General features: G+C 70.8%; 16 protein-coding genes and 2 pseudogenes. 8 read left to right on the top strand and 10 right to left on the bottom strand.

Annotation, left to right across the window (positions count from 1 at the left end):
• Positions 1–22: 22 nt before the first annotated feature.
• A complete protein-coding gene (gene gap / locus ACTWP9_RS10730; protein WP_443245807.1) occupies positions 23–1,033 on the top strand; it encodes a type I glyceraldehyde-3-phosphate dehydrogenase in 1,011 nt (336 codons plus the stop codon).
• A 174-nt stretch (positions 1,034–1,207) separates the two neighbouring features.
• Here gap and ACTWP9_RS10725 read toward each other — a convergent pair whose 3' ends face one another.
• Positions 1,208–1,633, bottom strand: a complete 426-nt coding sequence (locus ACTWP9_RS10725; protein ID WP_443245806.1) for a DUF5997 family protein — start codon at positions 1,631–1,633, stop codon at positions 1,208–1,210.
• 58 nt (positions 1,634–1,691) lie between these two features.
• Between ACTWP9_RS10725 and ACTWP9_RS10720 the strand changes: the two genes are divergently transcribed.
• A complete protein-coding gene (locus tag ACTWP9_RS10720; RefSeq protein ID WP_443245805.1) occupies positions 1,692–2,453 on the top strand; it encodes a LysR substrate-binding domain-containing protein in 762 nt (253 codons plus the stop codon).
• 104 nt (positions 2,454–2,557) lie between these two features.
• Here the strand turns inward: ACTWP9_RS10720 and ACTWP9_RS10715 are convergent, their stop codons facing one another.
• Positions 2,558–3,199: a TetR/AcrR family transcriptional regulator gene (locus ACTWP9_RS10715; RefSeq protein ID WP_443245804.1), complete on the bottom strand. Its 642-nt coding sequence runs from the start codon at positions 3,197–3,199 to the stop codon at positions 2,558–2,560.
• 131 nt (positions 3,200–3,330) lie between these two features.
• On the opposite strand from ACTWP9_RS10715, the gene ACTWP9_RS10710 reads away from it, so the two are divergent.
• A complete protein-coding gene (locus ACTWP9_RS10710) occupies positions 3,331–3,519 on the top strand; it encodes a hypothetical protein (protein ID WP_443245803.1) in 189 nt (62 codons plus the stop codon).
• Between the two features lie 109 nt (positions 3,520–3,628).
• Positions 3,629–4,036: a VOC family protein gene (locus ACTWP9_RS10705; protein ID WP_443245802.1), complete on the top strand. Its 408-nt coding sequence runs from the start codon at positions 3,629–3,631 to the stop codon at positions 4,034–4,036.
• A gap of 163 nt (positions 4,037–4,199) precedes the next feature.
• On the opposite strand, the gene secD is transcribed toward ACTWP9_RS10705, so the two are convergent.
• From secD to ACTWP9_RS10685, 4 genes are all read right to left on the bottom strand, one after another.
• On the bottom strand, positions 4,200–6,509 hold the full coding sequence (gene secD, locus ACTWP9_RS10700; protein WP_443245801.1) for a protein translocase subunit SecD: 2,310 nt from the start codon (positions 6,507–6,509) through the stop codon (positions 4,200–4,202).
• Between the two features lie 1,224 nt (positions 6,510–7,733).
• Entirely contained in the window at positions 7,734–8,285 is a 552-nt protein-coding gene (locus ACTWP9_RS10695) for a hypothetical protein (protein WP_443245800.1), read from the bottom strand.
• 486 nt (positions 8,286–8,771) lie between these two features.
• Positions 8,772–9,389, bottom strand: a complete 618-nt coding sequence (locus ACTWP9_RS10690; protein WP_443245799.1) for a BRCT domain-containing protein — start codon at positions 9,387–9,389, stop codon at positions 8,772–8,774.
• A gap of 74 nt (positions 9,390–9,463) precedes the next feature.
• Positions 9,464–10,975 carry a hypothetical protein gene (locus tag ACTWP9_RS10685; protein WP_443245798.1) on the bottom strand — a complete coding sequence of 504 codons (1,512 nt, stop codon included), beginning with the start codon at positions 10,973–10,975 and terminating at the stop codon, positions 9,464–9,466.
• Between the two features lie 115 nt (positions 10,976–11,090).
• On the opposite strand from ACTWP9_RS10685, the gene ACTWP9_RS10680 reads away from it, so the two are divergent.
• The 3 genes from ACTWP9_RS10680 (at position 11,091) to ACTWP9_RS10670 (ending at position 14,221) form a co-directional block, all read left to right on the top strand.
• Positions 11,091–11,657 carry a DUF2165 domain-containing protein gene (locus tag ACTWP9_RS10680; protein WP_443245797.1) on the top strand — a complete coding sequence of 189 codons (567 nt, stop codon included), beginning with the start codon at positions 11,091–11,093 and terminating at the stop codon, positions 11,655–11,657.
• Between the two features lie 440 nt (positions 11,658–12,097).
• Positions 12,098–13,528, top strand: a complete 1,431-nt coding sequence (locus tag ACTWP9_RS10675; protein WP_443245796.1) for a purine-cytosine permease family protein — start codon at positions 12,098–12,100, stop codon at positions 13,526–13,528.
• A 276-nt stretch (positions 13,529–13,804) separates the two neighbouring features.
• A complete protein-coding gene (locus ACTWP9_RS10670) occupies positions 13,805–14,221 on the top strand; it encodes a (2Fe-2S) ferredoxin domain-containing protein (protein ID WP_443245795.1) in 417 nt (138 codons plus the stop codon).
• Positions 14,222–14,299: 78 nt separating this feature from the next.
• Here the strand turns inward: ACTWP9_RS10670 and ACTWP9_RS10665 are convergent, their stop codons facing one another.
• Positions 14,300–14,443: a methyltransferase gene (locus ACTWP9_RS10665; RefSeq protein ID WP_443245794.1), complete on the bottom strand. Its 144-nt coding sequence runs from the start codon at positions 14,441–14,443 to the stop codon at positions 14,300–14,302.
• Positions 14,444–14,470: 27 nt separating this feature from the next.
• Between ACTWP9_RS10665 and ACTWP9_RS10660 the strand changes: the two are divergent.
• Positions 14,471–14,590: pseudogene (locus tag ACTWP9_RS10660) on the top strand (glutathione peroxidase); the annotation flags it as partial.
• A 74-nt stretch (positions 14,591–14,664) separates the two neighbouring features.
• Here the strand turns inward: ACTWP9_RS10660 and pulA are convergent.
• The 3 genes and pseudogenes from pulA to ACTWP9_RS10645 all read right to left on the bottom strand — a co-directional run.
• Positions 14,665–17,325 (bottom strand): annotated as a pseudogene (pulA, locus tag ACTWP9_RS10655) (pullulanase-type alpha-1,6-glucosidase); the annotation flags it as partial.
• 220 nt (positions 17,326–17,545) lie between these two features.
• Positions 17,546–18,046: a hypothetical protein gene (locus ACTWP9_RS10650; RefSeq protein WP_443245793.1), complete on the bottom strand. Its 501-nt coding sequence runs from the start codon at positions 18,044–18,046 to the stop codon at positions 17,546–17,548.
• Positions 18,047–18,165: 119 nt separating this feature from the next.
• Complete coding sequence (locus ACTWP9_RS10645) at positions 18,166–19,314, bottom strand: Glu/Leu/Phe/Val family dehydrogenase (RefSeq protein ID WP_443245792.1); 1,149 nt, start codon at positions 19,312–19,314, stop codon at positions 18,166–18,168.
• Positions 19,315–19,320: the final 6 nt, after the last annotated feature.

Below are 19,320 nucleotides of genomic sequence, written 5' to 3'. Positions count from 1 at the left end.
GAACCATCTGCGAGAGGGAAGCATGACTGTTCGTATAGGCATCAACGGCTTCGGCCGGATCGGAAGGAACGTCTTCCGGGCAGCCGCCGCGAGGGACGCGGACCTGGAGATCGTGGCGGTCAACGATCTGGGCGAGGTGGCGACCATGGCCCACCTGCTGACCTACGACTCGGTCCTGGGCCGCTTCCCGGAAGAGGTCTCGGCGGAGTCCGGAGCGATTCGCGTCGGCGACCGGAAGATCAGCTTCCTGGCCGAACGCGATCCGGCCGCGCTGCCCTGGGGGGAACTCGGCGTGGACGTGGTCATCGAGTCCACCGGCATCTTCACCAAGGCGGAGAAGGCACGCGCACACCTCGACGGTGGCGCCAGGAAAGTGATCATCGCCGCACCTGCCGACGGCGAGGACGTGACGATCGTGCTGGGTGTCAACGACGATGCGTACGATCCCGAACGGCACACGGTCATCTCCAACGCCTCCTGCACCACCAACTGTCTCGGCCTGCTGGCCAAGGTGCTGCACGACGCGGTCGGCATCGAGTACGGGATGATGACCACGGTCCACGCCTACACCCAGGACCAGAACCTTCAGGACGCACCGCACAAGGACCTGCGGCGCGCCCGTGCGGCGGCCGTCAATGTGGTGCCGACCTCCAGCGGTGCAGCCAAGGCCATCGGCCTGGTCATGCCGGAACTCCGGGGCCGCCTCGATGCGTTCGCGCTGCGGGTCCCCGTTCCCACCGGCTCGGTCACCGACCTCACCGTCACCACGAGCCGCCGGACAACCGTGGAGGAGATCAACGAGGCGTACGCGGCGGCCGCCGCCGGCCCGTACCAGGGACTGCTCTCCTACACCGAGGCGCCCATCGTCAGCTCCGACATCGTCACCGACCCGGCCTCCTGCATCTTCGACGCAGGTCTCACCAGCGTGGTCGGCCCTCAGGTCAAGGTCGTCGGCTGGTACGACAACGAGTGGGGCTACTCGAACCGTCTCCTCGACCTGGCGCTGAAAGTCGGCGGCTCACCCGGAGAGTGAGCGGCGTCGACACGGAGAGGGTGCGGAGCAAGTCTGGGGCGCGCCCCGGCTCGGACGGTCTCCGGGGCGATGCCGCCCTGGGGATCGCCGGTGATCAACCCTGCCGTAGCTGAACGGGCTCAGGCGTTCGAGGACGCCCGCCGACCGGCTCTTCCCGGACTGCCGGAAGATCGGTCAGGAGCGCGGGGGGCGAGGCTGATCGCCGCGCTCCGCGTTCTTCTCCTGCTCCTTGAGCCGCTTCTCCTTGAGGCGTACCGCTTCTTTGCGCACCTCGGCCTGGGTGGCGCGTTCCTTTTGCAGCCACTCCGGGCCCGCGCTCTTCAGCTCTTCGATCTGCTCGGTGGTGAGCGGCTCGGTGACTCCGCCACGCGCGAGGCCCGAGATGGAGATCCCCAGCTTCGCCGCGACCACCGGGCGGGGGTGCGGGCCGTTGCGCCGCAGCTCACGCAGCCACTCGGGCGGGTCGGCCTGCAACGCCTTCAGCTCGTCGCGCGAGACGACGCCCTCCCGGAACTCCGCGGGGGTGGCATCGAGGTACACACCCAGTTTCTTCGCCGCGGTAGCGGGCTTCATCGTCTGGGTGCTCTGGTGCGACGTCATGCCGTCCAGCATATCGAGCGTGTGTGCCGCTCCTGACCACGCCCGGTAACCTGGCCGCGTGACAGGCTCCGAAGCACCCCCTTCGTTCCGGCTCGCCTACGTCCCGGGCGTGACCCCCACCAAGTGGGTGCGGATCTGGCAGGAGCGACTGCCCGACATCCCCGTGGACCTGGTGGCGCTCTCCGCTGCCGAAGCCCCCGACGTACTGCGCCGCGGTGGCGCCGACGCGGGTTTCGTACGGCTGCCGATCGACCGGACGGAGCTGAGCGCCATCCCTCTCTACACCGAGACGACAGTGGTCGTGGTCCCGAAGGACCACATCGTGACGGCGGTCGACGAGGTGTCCGCCGAGGAGCTGGCCGAGGAGATCGTGCTGCACCCCCTCGACGAGGTTCTCGACTGGGAACACCGGCCGGGGCAGCCCGCGAAGGAGCGCCCCGCCACGACGGCTGACGCCATCCAGCTGGTGGCGGCAGGGGTCGGTGTGCTCGTCGTTCCGCAGTCGCTGGCCCGCCTGCACCACCGCAGGGACCTCACCTACCGGCCGGTCACGGACGCTCCCCAGTCGCAGGTCGCGTTGTCGTGGCCCGAGGAGAAGACCACCGACATGGTGGAAGACTTCATCGGGATCGTCCGCGGCCGAACCGTCAACAGCTCACGGGGCCGCCGCCCCGCCCCGGCCCAGCCGGAGGAGAAGCGCCCCGACTCCGGCACCGCACGACGGAAGTCCGCGGCCCACAAGCCGACCGGCAGGAGCCGACGGACCGGTTCCGGCAGCGGCAAGGGCAACAGGCGGGGCAGGCCCGGCCGCCGGTCGTAGTACAGCCACGAGCCGGATGCGGGCCCGAACGACGCGGCCCGGAACGACGCAGGCCGGATGGACACAGGCCGGAAGGACGCGGGTCAACCGCCGCTGTCGGGCGTTCAGCCGGGGGCCGTTGCGTAGTCGGCGAGGGCGGGTTCCAGCAGAGCGAAGACGCGTTGGGCGTCCTCGGCGACCCCCTGGGCGATGGCGTCGTTGGTACGGCCGGCCAGGGTGAGGTCCTGGATACGGCGGAACAGCAACCGGTGGGCGGCGCCGAGTTGGGCCGCGACGGCGCTGGGGGTGATGTCGTCGGGGTCCGCGTCGGTGGCCTCGGCGAGGGTGTGTGCGAGGGCCTCCTCCCGCAGGTCGTGCAGGTCGCGCAGGCGGGCGGTGAGGGTGGGGCTGTCGGCGATCATGCGGGTGAACCTGGGCCCGGCGAACCCTGCGACGGGGCTTCGCTGCTCCAGGTCGGCGTCGAAGGCGCGGCGCAGCGCCGCCAGGGCGGACTCGCCGGGGCGGCGGTCGGCGACGGTACGGGCCAGCGCGGCTACGAACGCGTCCTGATGGTCGAGCGCCATGTCCTCCTTGCGCGCGAAGTAGTTGGTCACCGTCTTCTTCGCCACGCGGGCCGCCGCGGCGATCTCGGCGATGGTCGTGCGCTCGAAGCCCTGTGCCATGAAGAGCTTGGTGGCGTGATCGGAGATGAGCTGCCGCGTCTCCTGCTTCTTGGCCTCGCGCAAGCCTGTCGTCTCAGTACCCATGAGAAAATTTTACCACGGACGCAAAAATACTCTTGACGTCCGGAAGGTCTCGGGGTAATTTTACGTCCGACGTAAGAAGTGGAGTCCGGTCGAACGGACCGACGACGCCGCACCCCGACGAGAGGACGCGCATGCGCAAGGTCGACATCAACGGCATCACCGCCGCTTTCTCCGCCCCCGCCGCCCCCACCGCGTTCCCGGCAGCGCCGTCCAACGGCCCCCTCCGCCGTGGTCCGCGCGGTCCCCGGCAGCTGGCGCCCACCGGCCGCCAGGGGAACACACCTCCGCGCACCCGTAAGGCGCCCCACCGCACGTACTGATTCGAAGGCCCCCGGGAACCACCCGAGGGGCCGGGCCCAGGGAGCACCCGCTTCCACGCCCCAGCGTTCCGCCCCAGCTTTCCGCCGCCATCGAAGGAGCCCCGTACCCGTGCAACTCTCCGCCACCACCGTCTCCCTCACGGTCGACGACGTAGCCGCCTCCCGCGACTTCTTCGTGACGCACTTCGGCTACCAGGTCACCGTGGAAGCCGACGGGTTCGCCTCTCTCAGCCATGAGGGGGCGGCCGTCGACCTCGTCCTCCTCACCCGCGGCACCGAGGTCCTGCCGCCCGACCAACGCGACCAGCACGCCGCGGGCCTGATCCTGGCATTCACCGTCACCGGCCTCGAAGCCGAGGAGAAGCGGCTGCGCGCCGAAGGCGCACCCATCACGCTGCCGCTTCGGGAAGAGCCGTGGGGCGAACGTCTCTTCCAGACGAGAGACCCCAACGGCGTCGTGGTGCAACTCGTCGAGTGGGTGACACCGGCTGAGGGTGGCCCGGGAGCCGAGGAGTGACCTGTCCCCAGCCGCTGCCGTATCGGTGAACTGCCAGGAAATTCGGTCGAGTTGAGGGCAGGCGGCGTACGGCAATCGAGAGCCCGCCCGCTCACCGGCGGCCGATACGGTGCGCCCCGCGTTCGGAGACGAGCGCGGGGCGCACCGTGCCTTCTTCCGCCGGCTACACCACCGCGCCCGAGCGGTCCTTGCCGCGCTGCCGAGCCGCCGGCTCGCGGCGCGGCTCCGGCCGCCACTGTTCCAGTGCCGCGGCCATCGGGGTCGCCGTCAACACCGTCGAGGCCGTGCCGAAGACCACTCCGGCCAGCAATGCCACCGAGAAGTCGGTCAGCGAGTCACCGCCCAGGAGCGCGAGGGCGACGAGGATGAACAGCGCACCTGTTCCGGTGTTCACGGTGCGCGGCAAGGTGCGGAGCACGGCCGCGTCGGCCAGGTCCGGCAGCGGCGTCGCCTGGTCCGCGCGGCGCATACCGCGAAGCCGGTCGAGGACGACGACGGTGTCGTTGACCGAGTAGCCGACGACGGTGAGCAGCGCGGCGAGGAAGACGCTGTCGACCGGCTTACCGAGCCAGGCGAACAGCCCCACCACCAGCAGGACGTCCTGCACCATGGCCGCCACGGCCGCGGTGGCCAGGGTCCAGCGGAACCTGACACTCAGATACAGCAGCTGGGCTCCCACGGCGATGCCCAGCGCGAGCAGAGCCTTGTACCGCAGTTCGCTGCCGAGGCTGGGCCCCACCATCTCGTCCCGCTCGACCGAGACTTCGCCCCCGGCAGGCTCCAAGCCCTCTCGGATGTGCTCCCGTTGTGCGTCGGTGAGCTTTTCGGTGCGTACGGAGATGCCGCCGTCGCCCGTCTCCTGCACCACCGCCCTGGGGAAGCCCGCGTCCGCCACGGCCCGGCGTGCGGTCTCGGCGTCGACGGACCGGCTGGTGTTGTACTCCACCAGCCGGCCACCGGTGAACTCCACACCGAACTCCAGCCCCCGGAGCCCGATCCCGGCCAGCGCCACCAGTACCAGCCCGGTCATGACGCTCAACCACAAGCGGGGACGGCGTGCGAGGCGCGGTTTGCGCGCGGTCAGCCAACCGCGCAGCCGGGAAGAGCCGACCAAACCGGTGATCGCGGGCCGCCGCAGCACCCAGCGGCGCCGCACCGCCCAGTCGGCGAGCACCCGCGTGATCACCATCGCGGAGATCATCGAGGCGAGCACCCCCAGCGAGAGGGTCACCCCGAAGCCCTTGACCGGCCCCGTCGCGAAGAAGAACAGCAGCCCGGCAGCCAGCAGTGTGGTGACGTTGGAGTCGATGACGGCGCTGTACGCCTGCTGGAACCCCGTGCGCAGCACCTGCCGCAGATCCCGCTCCCGCCGTGCCTTGTCCGGCCGCGGGGAGGGCCTGCTGTACATCTCACGGGCCCGTTCGAAGACCAGCACGTTCGCGTCCACCGCCATCCCGACGGCAAGCACGAAACCGGCGAGCCCGGGAAGCGTCAGAGTAGCTCCGAGCGCAACGAGCGACGCGTACGAGATCAGTCCGTACAGGCCGAGAGCGAGGGTCGCCAGCGCGCCCAGCAGGCGGTAGACGACGGTGATGAACACCGCGGTGCACACCAGTCCGATGACCGCGGCCTGAGCGCTCGCCCGGATGGCGTCCGCACCCAGCGAGGGCCCGACCGTCTGTTGCTCGACGACCTCGACGGGGACGGGCAGCGCGCCGCCCTTGATGAGAGCCGCCAGGTCCTTGGCCTCGTCGTCGCCGAAGTCCCCCGTGATCTGGGTGGACCCGCCGGTGATGCCGGTGCGGCAGGCCACACTCTGCTGGATGCGGGGCGCGGAGACGACCCTGTCGTCCAGGACGATCGCCACCCGTCGCTGCGGGGCATCCGGAGGCCGACAGGCGGCCTCACCGGTCAATTCGGCCCACTGTCCGGCGGCTCCGTCCCGGAAATCTACGGTCACGCTCCAGCCGTCGCCCTGCGCGGTGTCGAGCTGCGGCTCGGCGTTCTTCACCCCGTCACCGGTCAGAGCGGTCGGCCCCAGCCGCAGGAACGCGCCCTTGCGGTCGGGGTCGGGCAGAACCCTGGTGCCGTCCTTGCCCTCCTGCTGCCGCGCGTCCTGCGCGGGCCGGCGTGCGGTCTCCCCCGCCACCGGATGGAAGGTCAGTTGGGCGGTTCGGCCGATCACCTCGGCGGCCTCCCGAAGATCCTGCACCCCGGGCAGTTCGACGACGATCCGGTTCTCCCCCGCACGGGACAGCGACGGCTCGGCCACGCCAAGAGCGTCCACGCGCTGTCGGAGCACCTCCAGCGCACGGTCGGTTGCGGCCGCGTCGGCCCGCACCCCGGGGCCGTCCCGGGTCTCGAGAACGATATGAGTTCCGCCCTTGAGGTCCAGCCCCAGCCGGGCCGGGGTCGTCAGGGCGAAGAAGAGTGAGATTCCTACGACAACAAGCGCAAGCAGCGCACGCCACATCGGCGCGCGGGAACGGTGCGGAGCACCAGCAGTACGACTACGGCGAGGCGTACGGGACAAGTCCACTCCAGGCTGAAAGGCACCGCGCGACACACGCGCAGCACACACGGCAGCCGACCGCTCACTTCCGCCGCCCGCATCAGACAGCGGAGTTGTGGGGGCATGAACCCCCTGCCTCCCGGTGCCGCGTCACGGCACCTCTGCCGTACGGCGTGCGTGGATACGCCGTACGGCAATGTGCGGCGGCACGCGGCAATATGCCGCGGCCCCGCGACATGCAGTGGCCCCGCGGCGAAGTGCAGCGGCAACGGCGGAGAACAGGCCGTCACAGCAGGCACGCCACGGTCCGTACATGCCGGGCGTCAGGCGCGGAGGGCGGAAGGAGTCGGCCGACTCGGTCAGACGTCGAGCGGCGAGTCGGGCGGGCCCCGGCTGGTGCGTGGGTCGTGGGAGGAGCGCGGCGGCGCTCGCTCCTGGGAGGGGTTTCCGGCGACGCGGCCGACAAGCGGCGCAGCGGCCGTGGTCGGCGCGGAAGTCGGTACCACCGGCGGGTGAGCAGGATGGCCGGGTGGCCGCACCTCGCACGGGGCTGTCACGGTAGCGCCGTGTGCAACGGCCTTCCGCCGCGCGTCAGTGCGGGAAGCGGAGGAACGCGTCTCTCCGCTGTGGTGTGCTCCCCGGTCCACCGTCACGGTGACGGTCGACGGCGCACCGCCCGGCACCGGAGCAGCCGCGGCGGCGCCCGCCAGAAGCAGCAGAGCACCCCAGACAAGCGCGAGGAACGCGGACGCGGAACGGCGCGAGGGAAGACCCGGCGCGCGCTGCTGCATGGCCCCTCCCCCGCCGAACATCCGTTGCCAGTGCGCGCCAGTGTACGCGGGCACACATCGGCTGAAGCAGCCTCGCAGCAGATCGCCGCAGGACTGGTCCGCGGAGAGTGGGTGGACAGGCCCGAACCCGTCTGAAGCCGCGACCGCATCCGTCCGCTCCGGAGCCGAGGGCCTGAACCTCACCACCGCCGGTGACCTGCCCCGTGCCGACTCCCCCGACGCCGAGGCGGGCAGGACCCCGGCGCCGTCGGACGTGACCGGATCGTTCTGGCCGGGTGCGCAAGATCCGCCGGGGAAGCCCTGGGCGCCGACATCGCCTGCCGACGGCTCCCCTCCTCCGGCCCATCCGGACGAACTGGGTGATCCGGATGGGCCGGTCGGGCCTGGTGCCTCGTCACCAAGGGGCGCAGTAGTGGCCCGTGGTGGCGCGCCAGAGCGCGGAGAAGGCGGCTTTCGGCCGGTCGTTGAAATCGTGGTCCGGAAGGTTGCCGAGCAGCTCCACCACGGCGCTGAGATGCCCGCAGTTCGCGGCCTGCTCGATGAGTTTCTCGGTCGGCCTCTCACGTTTGGCGCGTGGCGTCCTGAGCAGCTTGGCGTGCGCCTCGGCGAGAGCCGCGACGTCCTCCTCGGTCGGTGTCGGCGGCAGGGCCCGCCTCGGTGCGCCGTCGGCGACGGCCCGGGCCCGTTCGTACTTCTTGCCGACTATGTACCACGAGTCGTCGAGCCATGAGCGGAGCAGATCGGGTCGGCCGAGCTCGACCAGTGCATTGATCATGCTCAACGGGCGGTCCCCGGGCGGGACGCACGCTTCCATGAACTCACCGGCCAGGTCGACCCGGTCGGTGCTCAGCAGGTAGAGCAACCATGGTTCGGCGTAGAGGCCGTTGGGGCGGTTGAGCCGGCGGTCCTCGTCGGGCAACGTCCACAGCGACCGTGCCTCGTCCACGCGGCCGCACTCGGTGAGGGCCCAGATGACCGCGAGACGGTTCTGCCATGCGTTGGTCTCCGGCTCGATGGCATCCCGCGCGCGAGCGAACCATGCGTCGGCGGCGGCCGTGTCGACGCGCGGCTCGCCGAAGTCGAAAGTGGCGCGGGCCTGTTCGGTCCGTCCCGCGCAGCGGAAGCCTCGACGCGCTCGTCGATGTCGGGGATCGCCTCCAGCAGCTCCGTCGCGCCCTCCGCCTCCCCTCGCCGCGCCCGCAGCCGTGCCGCGTGAAGATCTGGGAGGTTCCCAGCGGCCGTTGCGTCAACATCCTGGACCGTATCGAAGGCAGCGAGGTTCTCATTTACGGCGAAATTCCAGGTGCTCCCGAGTCCGGCGACGGAACCCTGGCTGCCGAGAAAAGGTCGTCAACCGTCGCGGTGTTGGGCCGGAGGCGGCCCTCGGAGCCCATAACGTCGCCCGCGTCACCTCCGCGATGGCCGGTGCCTGTCAGGCCCAGATCTGCAGGGCCCCACCACGGCGATAGTTGTCACCGACCCAGCTTCCGGTGGCCAGATAGCGTCCGCACGGGCTGAGCGCGGACGACTCGATCTCCGTGATGTGGCCGTACGGATGCTGCAACCGCGTGCCGTCGAGGCCGCGGATCCGGTCGGTGGCGAAGCGGTGGGCCTCGGTGATCCCCTGCGTCCGTTCGAGCTCCAGCAGCCGGTCCCGGAGCGGCAGCAGATCCCGCTTCGCCACGAAGGCGGACCAGTCCGCTCCCCGGAGAACGTCCAGCAGCGCGTCCGGGGCGGCGGCCGACATCAGCGACGCGTGCTCCACGAAGGTCCCTGTCTCACCGGCGGACCCGTCGTCGGCCGAGGGCTCGGTGGCCCTCTTCAGCACCGCGCGCAACGCCTTCCCGTCGTAGATCGGAATGCCGAGCATGCTCGCCTTCCCGAACGTCGGTTGTCCCCGCGCGATGGCCGAGGCGAAGACCACGTCCGTCTTGACGGACACCGAGTTCGATACCCGGGCGCCCAGTGCCACAAGTTGGGCCTTCACGGTGGCGCGCGACAACCCTGGGAACCGCCCCATCAACAACGCTGTCTTTCCCCGCAGTTCCACGGCCGCGACCTTACGGCCGCCCACTGACACTCCAGCTGCTGCCCGCGTGGGCGGCGGCTTCCCGTGGTCGCCGGTCAGGGCACGAGGTGCGCCATCACGTCGGGTGGCAGCGAGGGGTTGGCGGCGGCCGCCTCCGCCACCTGGCAGTCGTCATCGGCGAGCAGGTCGACCACCACGGGCGGCGGCAGGGCCGGATGCCCGGCCGCGATACGTCTCGCCTTGTCGTCCGCGAGGCAGACAAGCAGCGCCGAGGGGGTCGCCCGGCGGTGCCGGGCAATCTCACGAAGGGCCTTCCGCACGGGCGGCCGGCGCTGTGCCAGGCTCTCCAGCAGCTCCGGGGACGCGTCCGGGTTGGCCGCCACCTTGGCCACGACCGGATCTCCGTGCCGGTCGACCATCGCGCGCAGCCGGGCCTCGGACAGGCCGGGGTGGCCCGCGACGGACTTGACGACTTTCGCGTCACCGTCGGCTGCCAACGCGTCCCGGATGTGCGGCGGCAGATCGCGACGTACGGCAAGGAGCATCCGCATCGCCGGGCTCGGGGAAGCGGCCAGCTCCGCCACCTCGGCAGGCGAGGCAGCGGCGATGCGGGGCAGGAGAGTGGCGCCGATCTTCGTGCCGTCGGCCAAGCGGGCCAGGACGTCGAGCGGCACACGAGGGTTGAGCGCGAGAGCGCGCCGTACCTCGGGGTCACGGTCGGCAGCCAGCCGGCGCATCAGTGCCTCGCCGATGGCGGGGTTCCCGGCAAGGTCGGCCCGGACGCCGCCGGTTGGATCCTCGGCGAGCCGGACCCCGACGCGCGGCGGCAGACCGGGGCGGGCCGCGAGCGCCCAGCGCAGCTGGAGCGAGGAGTGGCCCGCGAAGCCGACGACAGCTTCGGCCGGTGTCGCCGGGTTGCGGACCGCTCTCTCGTACAACTCGTGCATGGCGGACTGGTGGGATCCGTCGCAGGCGGCGCCGGGCGGCAGCCGGCAGTCGGTGCGCGGGCAGTACGGATCGTGTACGAAGGGCGTGGCTTCGCGGTCGCAGACCAGACACCGCCACGCCGGAGCCAGCCCTTCGCCGGTGACCAGCGCCGCCAGTACGGCCGGTGGCGTCGTTTCGTTGGCCGCCACAGCGCTGCGCACCTCGGCGTGCGGGTGCCGCGCGAGCCTGGCCGCCACCTCGGGCGTCGTCCACAGCGCGAGCTCGGCGACGACGCGTATGTCCGCATCGGCGGAGAGCTTTTCCACCACATCGGACGGAAGACCGGGGCAGCCGGCCAGCTTCTCCCGGTGCTCGGCGACCGGATCCGAGGCCAGCAGGCGCGCCCACTCCGGACATCCGGCGCCCTCCTCCAGCAGGGCGAGCGCGGCGTGCGGCTGTGTCACCGGGTCGATGTCGGCGGCGGTCAGCGTGCCCCGGTGGGCAAGCCGCACCGCTGCCTGTTCGCCATGCGCGGCCAGCTCTGCCGTCTGCGTACGGCTGAGGTCCCCGCGGTCGGCGAGGGCTGCGGCAACGTCGTCGTCCGCCATCTTGACCAGCCGGTCGACCAGTTCGGACGGCAGGGCGGGGTTGGCGGCGAGCCCGCACAGGACATGGTTCACAGGAGCATCCTGCCCGCACCGTGCGCGGAGCTTCGGGCAGCGGTCGAGGCCAACGGGCGGTCACCGTCGTCCACGCGGCCTTCAACGACACGGCACGCTGCCCCATAGTCGGACCATGAACGTCTCACCGGATCATCCTCCCCGCCCGCGCGACGGGACGCCGACCGCCCGGCCCCGCGGCCGTTTCGGCGTCCGCGAGGCAACGGCAACCGTGCTGACCGCCACGGTCGCCCTGTACATCGCGCTGGTCGCGTTCGGGAACATCACGGACTTCGACACCAACAGACAGTTCGTACGCCATGTACTGGCGATGGACACCATCTTCCGGGACGACGACCTGATGTGGCGGGCGATCACCTCGACCGCCTGGCAGGACGCCGCCTACATCGCGATCATCGGCTGGGAGACCATCGCGGCACTCATCCTGCTCGCCGCGACCTGGCTGTGGCTTCGGCGGCGCGACCTGCGACGGGCCCGCTTCCTGTCGACAGCCGGTCTGCTGATGCTCCTTCTGCTGTTCGGCGCGGGCTTCATCGCCATCGGTGGTGAGTGGTTCGCGATGTGGCAGTCCGAGAAGTGGAACGGTCTCGAAGCCGCCACCCGCATCGTCCTGCTGAGCGGACTTGCCCTGCTGTCGGTGCACACGACGAGCAACCGCCCAGGCGCCGCGGATTCCGGCTGAAGCCTGCCGGTTGCCGAGCAGCCCGTACCGGCCACCTGATACAGACAACACCGGCAAAGTCGAAACGGCACCCAAATCCGGAAACCGAACCAGTAACCGTAGACATAGACCGCAGACCAACAGTGCCCCGGCGGCCGACGTCGTGTTCGACGCCGCGAACGCGGGCGGGGTTCCCGGCCCAGTTCCAGCAGCTGCTGAAGAACGCCTCTCTGCCGGTCTCCTGAGGCCGGCCCCGATGCCCAGCGCTCGACGACGACGGCCGGGCCCGCACACCCGGGCCCGGCCGTTCCGTGTCGCAGGTTCCGGCCGCTCTCCTCCGGCCGGCCGCTCCGCCTGCTGTTACGCAAGATTCACGCCGATGTATTGACGGCCATTCACTCGGACCCCAGCATGAATACCCCCATACAGAACCGTGGGGTGCGAGAAAGAAGGTGCAACGGATGGCCGGAGTGGTGGAGCGGCGATCGATCGACGTGGTCCCGGACGCGGAACGACACGGCAAGGCGTTCAGTCAGTTCACTCTCTGGCTGGGTGCCAATCTCCAGATCACCGCTGTTGTGACGGGTGCCCTCGCCGTCGTCTTCGGCGCGCAGGCATTCTGGGCGGTGCTCGGCCTGCTGATCGGCAACCTGCTCGGCGGAGCGGTCATGGCGCTGCACTCGGCGCAGGGGCCCCGGCTGGGGCTGCCGCAGATGATCTCCAGCCGGGCCCAGTTCGGAGTGCGGGGCGCGGTGGTGCCGCTGGCGCTGGTCATCGTGATGTACATCGGCTTCTTCGCCAGCGGCAGCGTGCTGGCAGGCCAGGCGGTCGGAGAGCTGACGCACCTCGGTGAGACGCCGGGCATCATGCTGTTCGCGCTCGTCACCGCGGTGGCCGCCGCTGTCGGGTACCGGGTCATCCACGCGCTGGGCAGGGTGGCGAGCCTGGTGTGCGCGCTCGCCTTCGTCTACCTGGGCTTCCGGCTGCTGGAGCGCGCGGACCTGTCCGAGCTGCTGGCCGATCGCACGTTCTCCTTCCCGCTCTTCCTGCTGGCGGTCTCGCTGTCCGCCTCCTGGCAGCTGGCCTTCGGACCGTACGTCGCCGACTACTCGCGCTATCTGCCACGCTCCACCTCGGCCCGTGCCACGTTCTGGTGGACGCTGAGCGGCTCGACGCTGGGCTCGCAGTGGTCCATGACGTTCGGGGCGCTCGCCGCGGCGGCGGCCGGTCCCGCGTTCGTCGGACACGAGGTGAGCTACGTCGTAGGGCTGGGCGGGGTCGGGCTCATGGCCTCGTTCCTCTACTTCGTCATCGCGCTGGGGAAGCTGACGATCAACGTCCTCAACACCTACGGCGGCTTCATGTCGATGGTGACCGGTGTCAGCGGTTTCCGGGGCCAGCGCGAGCTGGGACCGCGGGCCCGGGCCGGTTACATCGCCGCCATCATGGTCGCCGGCACGGTAGTGGCGCTGGCGGGCAAGGACAGCTTTCTGACCTCGTTCAAGGACTTCCTGCTCTTCCTTCTCACCGCCTTCACCCCGTGGTCGGCCATCAACCTCGTCGACTACTACCTCATCGCGAAGGAACGCTACGATCTGCCGGCGCTCAGTGATCCGCAGGGACGGTACGGCGCCTGGCGGTGGAAGGCCCTCTTGGTCTACGCCGTCGGCCTCGCCGCGCAGTTCCCCTTCCTCGTGACCCACTTCTACACCGGCCCGCTGGTGAATCCGCTCGGCGGCGCCGACATCTCCTGGCTCGTCGGGCTGGCCGTGCCCGCCGTCCTCTACTGGCTGCTGGCCCGGGGCGACACCGCACACATCCCGGAGCACACCATTTTGGCTTCGCCAGGACCGATGGAAGCCGCGCCCGAGGTCCCGCGGGTGCCGTCGTGAACCCCCTTGGGGGTGCCCCTGTCCGACGCTTGCGGGCTGCGGCTTACGTCGTGGCTTGTCGCGCAGTTCCCCGCGCCCCTGACGGGGCGCGGTCCCGACCCCCTGCGCTGCGCTTCGGATATCCGTCAGCCCCGATCCGCGGCTTGTGCCCGGACCATCGGAGCCGAGCATCGTTCTCGCCGTACTCTCGGTGCGCCCCTCTCCCCGCCGGCCAGGACACTGGAGCCAGATGACCGCCCCCGCGCCCCGTACCGAACGCGACCCCGGTGCCGACCTGTGAACCGGTTCGGGACCCGGGCCGGAATCCGTGCGGCCGACCGGCCCTGCACCCTCGTCGTGTGCCGCGGCTGCTGCTGCGGCAACCCGCGCAAGTACCCGGACACGGACCACGCTTGGCAGCTCGACCGGCTGCGCGCTGAGGCCGCCGACTCGGGCGGGCAGTTCGCCGTCCGTACGACGGACTGCCTCGGCCCGTGCGGTCAGGCCAATGTCATCGTCGTCCAGCCCTCCACCGCCGGCCGCCGGGCCGGGGGCCGGGCGACCTGGATCGGCTTCGCGACGGACGACGACTGCACGGACGACCTGCTGCGCTGGGCCGCCGAGGGAGGTCCCGGAGTTGCGCAGCCGCCGGTGACGCTGGAACTGCAGTTCATCCGGCCACCACGCGAGGCACGGGCCCGTACGCGCCGGTGAAGAACGCCCGGAACCCCCAGAACGCACATCGGCCCAGGAGGCTGACAGGGCCGAGCACGGCGTACAGCTGGGCACGGCTCAGGAAACTCCTCTGATCCCCACCGGCACTTCGCGCCGGACGGGGATCGCGTCGCGGATGTTGCGCAGGATGGCGACGCACTGCTCGTCGTCCCAGTCGTGCGGTACCGCCTTGAGGACGTACAGATCGCCGCCCTCGGGCACGAAGGTGAAGAAGTCGCCGGTGACCACGCTGAAGCGGTCGGCCACTCCGGCGATATCCGGTGGAACTTCGAGAAGTTCCTCATCGCTCCCGACGGCACCGTCGCCGCCCGCTTCGCCCCGCAGACCGAACCCGACGCGGCCGAAGTACCACCGCCGTCGAAGCCGCACTGCATGCCTGAGGATCTGCGCAGTGCTCCCCTCCCCGCGGCCGGCCCGGCTGTTCACCGACGGAAGACGGCGACCGTGCGGGCGGGGACGGTGAAGGTGCCGGTGGCTTGCTTGTAGGCCGATTGCTTCACCACCGGGTCGGCGCCGGCGGCCTGTACGGGGTGGAGGGCGTATCCGCGCCCGGCGAGGCCCGGGAGGCGCTGGGTCTGCCGGCGTGGGGTGGCGTTGAGGACCAGCACCAGATCGTCCAGTTGTGCGGTGACCACGCCGGGGGTCTCCCCGGCCGCGGGGCCGGACAGCGGGAAGGAGAGGGAGCGCTGCACTTCGGCGGAGGTCTTCTTGCCGAAGGCGGGTTCGGTGGTACGGATGCGCACCAGGTCGCGGTAGGCGGCGGCGGTGGCGGTGATCTGTGCGCAGTCCGGCTGCAGCCGGGGATCGCTGAGCAGGGGCTTGGCGTACTGCCACTTCGCCTCGTTGTCGGGCGCCGGGGGCAGACCGCGGCCGAAGCCGTTGCCGCGGCGGCAGTCCCAGTGCAGGGCGTTGAACCAGTCGCCCGAGTCGTAGGAGTTGCGGTCCAGCGACTTGGAGCGGAGCAGGTCGGAGCCCGCGTGGGAGAGCGCCGGGCCCTGGGACAGGGCGGCGGTGGCCATGCCGAGCACCTGCATCCGGGCCCGGTCCGCGGGCCTGGTGCTCCGAGGCAGTTTGTAGGCGAGCGCGTCGTACAGCGTCTCGTTGTCGTGCGCGTCGGCGTAGGCGAGCGCATCGCCGGGCCGCTCGGCGTACCCGGCGGGGGCACCGTTGTAGTCGACCTCGGCGCCGGTGACGCGGCGACCGCGGGAGTCGGTGAAGTGGTAGCCGGCGAGGTTGCCGCTGAGCCCGACCTTGATCAGGTCCTGGTGGTGCAGCAGCCGTGCCCGCTGCTGTGCCGGGCTGCCGTTGGCGGGTGAGGAGTTGGGGGCGGTGTAGAGGCCGGAGGCGAAGCCCTGCACGCGCGGGTCCTCGTCGAAGGGGCCGCCGCCGCGGATCGCGTCGCGGGCCCGGTCGGAGAAGGTGGCGATGCCGGTGCCCGCCATGTTCTTCTGGGTGGCCTGGACGAACCGGGCGTCGTCGGCGACCTCGCCGAAGTTCCAGCCTTCGCCGTACAGGACGATGCTCTTGCCGTCCACACCGTCCCGGGCCGGGGTGAGTGCGTCCAGGGCACGGCGTACGGCGAGGATGTTGGCCTTGGGATGGTGGCCCATCAGGTCGAAGCGGAAGCCGTCGACCTTGTAGTCGCGGGCCCAGGTGACCACCGAGTCGACGACCAGTTTGCCCATCATGGCGTGTTCGGGTGCGGTGTTGGCACAGCAGGTGGAGGTGGCGACGGTGCCGTCGGCGTTCAACCGGTGGTAGTAGCCCGGCACGATACGGTCGAGGACGGAGCGCGGGTCCTGGCCGCCGGCCACGGTGTGGTTGTAGACGACGTCCATGACGGTACGCAGCCCGGCTCGGTTGAGGCCCTGCACCATGCCGCGGAACTCCCGGGTGCGGGAGGGTCCGTCGGGCTGCGAAGCATAGGAGCCCTCCGGGACGGTGTAGTGCTGCGGGTCGTAGCCCCAGTTGAAGGCGTCCTTCCCGGCGGTCTCGCGTATGCACTTCTGCTGCTGCTCGGAGTCGGGGGGCAGTGCGGCCAGGTCGCAGTCCGGCTGCTGCCGGTCCGCGCGCCGCTCCGGTACGGAGCTGAAGTCGAAGGCGGGCAGCAGATGTACGTGGGAGGTCCCGGCGCGGGCCAGCTTCCGCAGCTGCCGCATTCCGTCCGAGCCACGCTCCGCGAACGCCCGGTAGGTGCCCCGGTGGCGGGCGGTCACCGTGCGGTCGTCCCGGGAGAAGTCGCGGATGTGCAACTCCTGGATCTGCGCGTTCCGCAGGGCTGTGGGCGTCGGCTTCCGCAGCCGGGACCAGCCTGGTGGGGCGAGCCGTGGATCGCGGAGGTCGGTGGCGACGCTGCGTGCGGAGTCCGCGGTGAGGGCCGTGGAGTAGGGGTCGGTGACGTCGTTGGTGACGAGCTTTCCCTCGCTGGGCGACCACACGGTGACCCGGTAACGGTACGTGGCGGCACGCCAGTTGCCCTCGGCCCGCCAGATGCCGCTCGCCTCGTCCCGGCGCAGGGGCACGGACCGGCCCGCGACCAGTGCCCGTACGCTGCGTGCGGTCGGTGCCCAGAGGGCCAAAGAGGTGCGGCGACCGCCGTGGAAGGCGGGGCCGAGATGGGCGCGCTTCGCCTTCCCCGCGTACAGATCGTCCAGGACGCCGGGCAGTTGGACACCGGTGGCGGCCGACAGCTCGCCCGCTCCCGCCGTGGCCACGACCTGACCGCGCAACGCCTTGCGCAGTTCGCCCAGGTCCGGTTCGGATACGCGGTAGGCGTCGTATCCGTCGGCCAAGTGCGGCCATTTCGCCCGCTGTTCGGGGCTGAGGCCGCCTGGTACTCGCGTCAAAGGGATGGCGCGACCGCCGCCGGTGAGCCTGCCGTCCCGTACGGCGAGGTCGCCTTGAGAGTCGGTGACCAGCCGGTGGGGCGCCGCGGGATCACCCAGCGTCCTGGGCCAGGCCACGGTCGTGCGGTCGATCCATTGCACCCACGCCGTGCCGAGGTCGGTGGTGTCCGGTGCCGTGCCGTCCCCGGCGGCGCGGGCCGGGGCGCCGCCCAGCAGCGGCAGGGCGAGTACGGCCGCGAGCAGGGCTGTGCCGAGTCTCTGCACGGGCGTGAGCTCCTTCACTGGCGAGGCTGTTTCGCGGGCGGTTTCCGGGGCGCCATCGGTGACTTGACGGTGTGCTGCGTACGGCGCGGAACGGAACGTAACAGCTTGCTGAAACTTACGGAAGAGTTTGCGCAGTGGCAGTGCGTCCGTCGCGTGGGCCGCGAAGGCGTGACCGGTAAGCGCGCTCTGGAAGTCAGTCCCAGGCGTTGAAGAGCACCCCGCCCAGCGTGGTGACGCCGTAGAAGCGGATCTCCCGCCACTCGCCCTGGCTCAGCACCGAGGTGTCGACATCCGTGAGGGGCATACCGAGTTGCTCACGACCGAGTACCACGAACCCCGCTTGCTCGAAGGCGCGAGCCCAGGGCGGAGGGGTAAGGAACTCCTCGGTGTACCAGTGCCGGCGTTCCCGTACGAATGCGATGTAGGGATGGTGGGCGTGACACAGAAGGATGTGCTCGCCTGTGTCGTCGACGAGCGCCGCTGTGTGGAACGTCCGAGGGTAGACACGTTCCTCCAGCTCGCCCACCTTCCCTCCGGCGGCGCGGGCGGCTGCGTACAACCCGGTGCGGAGGGTGCGGAGTTCCATCTCGGGGAGCGGCCCGTCCTGCGGGCTGAAGAATCCGGTCGCTCCCCGCGGCAGGGTGAACCCTGGCTGCTTCTCGTCACCGAGCCCCGTACCGTCGCCTGGCCGCATCCCACCGCTCCTTCACCCCGGCTGAAGCGCCGCGCGCCCCTGCTGCAGATCGGGCACAGGATCGGCTCCTTGCGGCGTTCGGCAACGACTACGGCCGGCTCTGCACGGTAGCGCGGGAGTCACCGCCGGCCGAGGCGGCCCTTGCTGCGCATCGCGGCGGCGACGCGTTCCTCGGCGAGGCGGCGGCCGGCGAGGTGAGGCGTGGTAGCACCGTGCCGAGCGGCTTCGAGGACGGCCAGGGCATTTGCGCGGAGCCGCTGGGAGACCGTTTCGAAGATGGCGGCGCTCTCGGGGCGGAAGCCGGAGTAGCGGGCGTCCATGGCGAAGGCGGCTGCGACGACGCCGCCCGCGTTGGCGATGAAGTCCGGTACGACGGTGATGCCGCGCTCGGCGAGGACGGTCTGCGCCTGGGGCGAGGTGGGCAGATTGGCGCCCTCCACCACGAGCTTGGCCTTGATCCGGTGGGCCGTTGCCTCGTCGATGACGTCCTGGAGCGCTGCCGGCACCAGGACGTCGCAGTCGACGGTGAGTTCCTGGCCGGGCGGCAGAAGGGTGCCCTGGTGGTGTCGGGTGACGAAAGCGTCGCCGTGTTCTTCGCGCGCGGCCCGCAGCGCGTGCACATCGAGTCCGCTGGGGTCGTGGAGGGCACCCCGGGCGGTGGAGACGGCGACGATCGTGGCACCGAGCTCCGCGAAGCGCAGCGCGGCGGCATGGCCGACGGCTCCGAAGCCCTGTACGGCCACCCGGGAGCCGTTGAGGGGCAGTTCGAGGTGCCCGGCTGCGGCGTCCGCTGCCTCGGCGACTCCGTAGCCGGTCACTCCGAGCTTGTCGTAGGCGACCCCGCCGAGGTGTCCTGGGGTGCCGACCGCGGCGCCGCGGTCGCCGAGTTCGTCCTGGATGACGGCAGCGTCGTCCTCGGTCAGTCCCATGTCGAGCCCCATGACGTATTCGCGCGGCACCTCGTTGGACAGGGCACGTGCGAAGGCCCGCAGGACGGCTTCCTTGTCGGGAGAGGCAGGGTCCGCGACGATGCCCGCTTTGGCGCCCCCGTAGAAGAGATCGACCCCGGCCCACTTCCAGGTCATGACCCGGGCCAGCCGGGCGATCTCGCCCACGGAGACGTTCGGCCCCATACGGGTGCCGCCCTTGCCCACTCCGCGCGCCGTGTTGTCGATGACCAGCACGCCTTTCATGCCGGTGCGCCGGTGGGAGACGACGACGATCTTTTCGGGTCCCCAGTCGTCGACGAGGGAGAGGGCGTCGGTCACGGTGCG

The organism is Streptomyces sp. 3N207 (genome assembly GCF_052246355.1).
Taxonomy (GTDB): Bacteria; Actinomycetota; Actinomycetes; order Streptomycetales; family Streptomycetaceae; genus Streptomyces.
Note: the sequence above shows the minus strand (reverse complement) of the source record. Positions and strands in the feature narration are given on the sequence as shown.

What these genes read in the sequence shown, in the direction of transcription:
- ACTWP9_RS10715 (WP_443245804.1), bottom strand. Translation starts at nt 3,199, where the DNA reads ATGGGTACTGAGACGACAGGCTTGCGCGAGGCCAAGAAGCAGGAGACG.
- ACTWP9_RS10680 (WP_443245797.1), top strand. Translation starts at nt 11,091, where the DNA reads ATGAACGTCTCACCGGATCATCCTCCCCGCCCGCGCGACGGGACGCCG.
- ACTWP9_RS10675 (WP_443245796.1), top strand. Translation starts at nt 12,098, where the DNA reads ATGGCCGGAGTGGTGGAGCGGCGATCGATCGACGTGGTCCCGGACGCG.
- ACTWP9_RS10710 (WP_443245803.1), top strand. Translation starts at nt 3,331, where the DNA reads ATGCGCAAGGTCGACATCAACGGCATCACCGCCGCTTTCTCCGCCCCC.
- ACTWP9_RS10650 (WP_443245793.1), bottom strand. Translation starts at nt 18,046, where the DNA reads ATGCGGCCAGGCGACGGTACGGGGCTCGGTGACGAGAAGCAGCCAGGG.
- gap (WP_443245807.1), top strand. Translation starts at nt 23, where the DNA reads ATGACTGTTCGTATAGGCATCAACGGCTTCGGCCGGATCGGAAGGAAC.
- secD (WP_443245801.1), bottom strand. Translation starts at nt 6,509, where the DNA reads ATGTGGCGTGCGCTGCTTGCGCTTGTTGTCGTAGGAATCTCACTCTTC.
- ACTWP9_RS10725 (WP_443245806.1), bottom strand. Translation starts at nt 1,633, where the DNA reads ATGACGTCGCACCAGAGCACCCAGACGATGAAGCCCGCTACCGCGGCG.